Genomic DNA, 235 nt, shown 5'->3' on the forward strand with positions numbered 1-235 from the left:
AGGGTGGCGGCGCCGTCGTCACGAGCCGCGCCAACATCGCGACCGTGATCCACGACTTCGCCAAGTGGTTCAACGAGCGGATCGAGTTCTACCGCGCGAAGGGCCAGTACCCGCTGAACGGTCCGGTCGAGATCCGTTGCTGCGGCCTCGACAAGGCGAGCGAGGTGCTGGTGGACTCCGCGGGCGCACCGACCATCGCGGCGACCCGTCCGCGACCCGACCATCCCGAGTGGGA

At 68.9% G+C, this 235-nt stretch carries 1 protein-coding gene; it reads left to right on the top strand.

The features are described 5' to 3' along the window. A partial coding sequence (locus tag IJ15_RS25115) for a cholesterol oxidase substrate-binding domain-containing protein (protein WP_037136219.1) occupies positions 1–235 on the top strand: 235 nt, incomplete at both ends.

Source organism: Prescottella defluvii, assembly GCF_000738775.1.
Lineage (GTDB): Bacteria > Actinomycetota > Actinomycetes > Mycobacteriales > Mycobacteriaceae > Prescottella > Prescottella defluvii.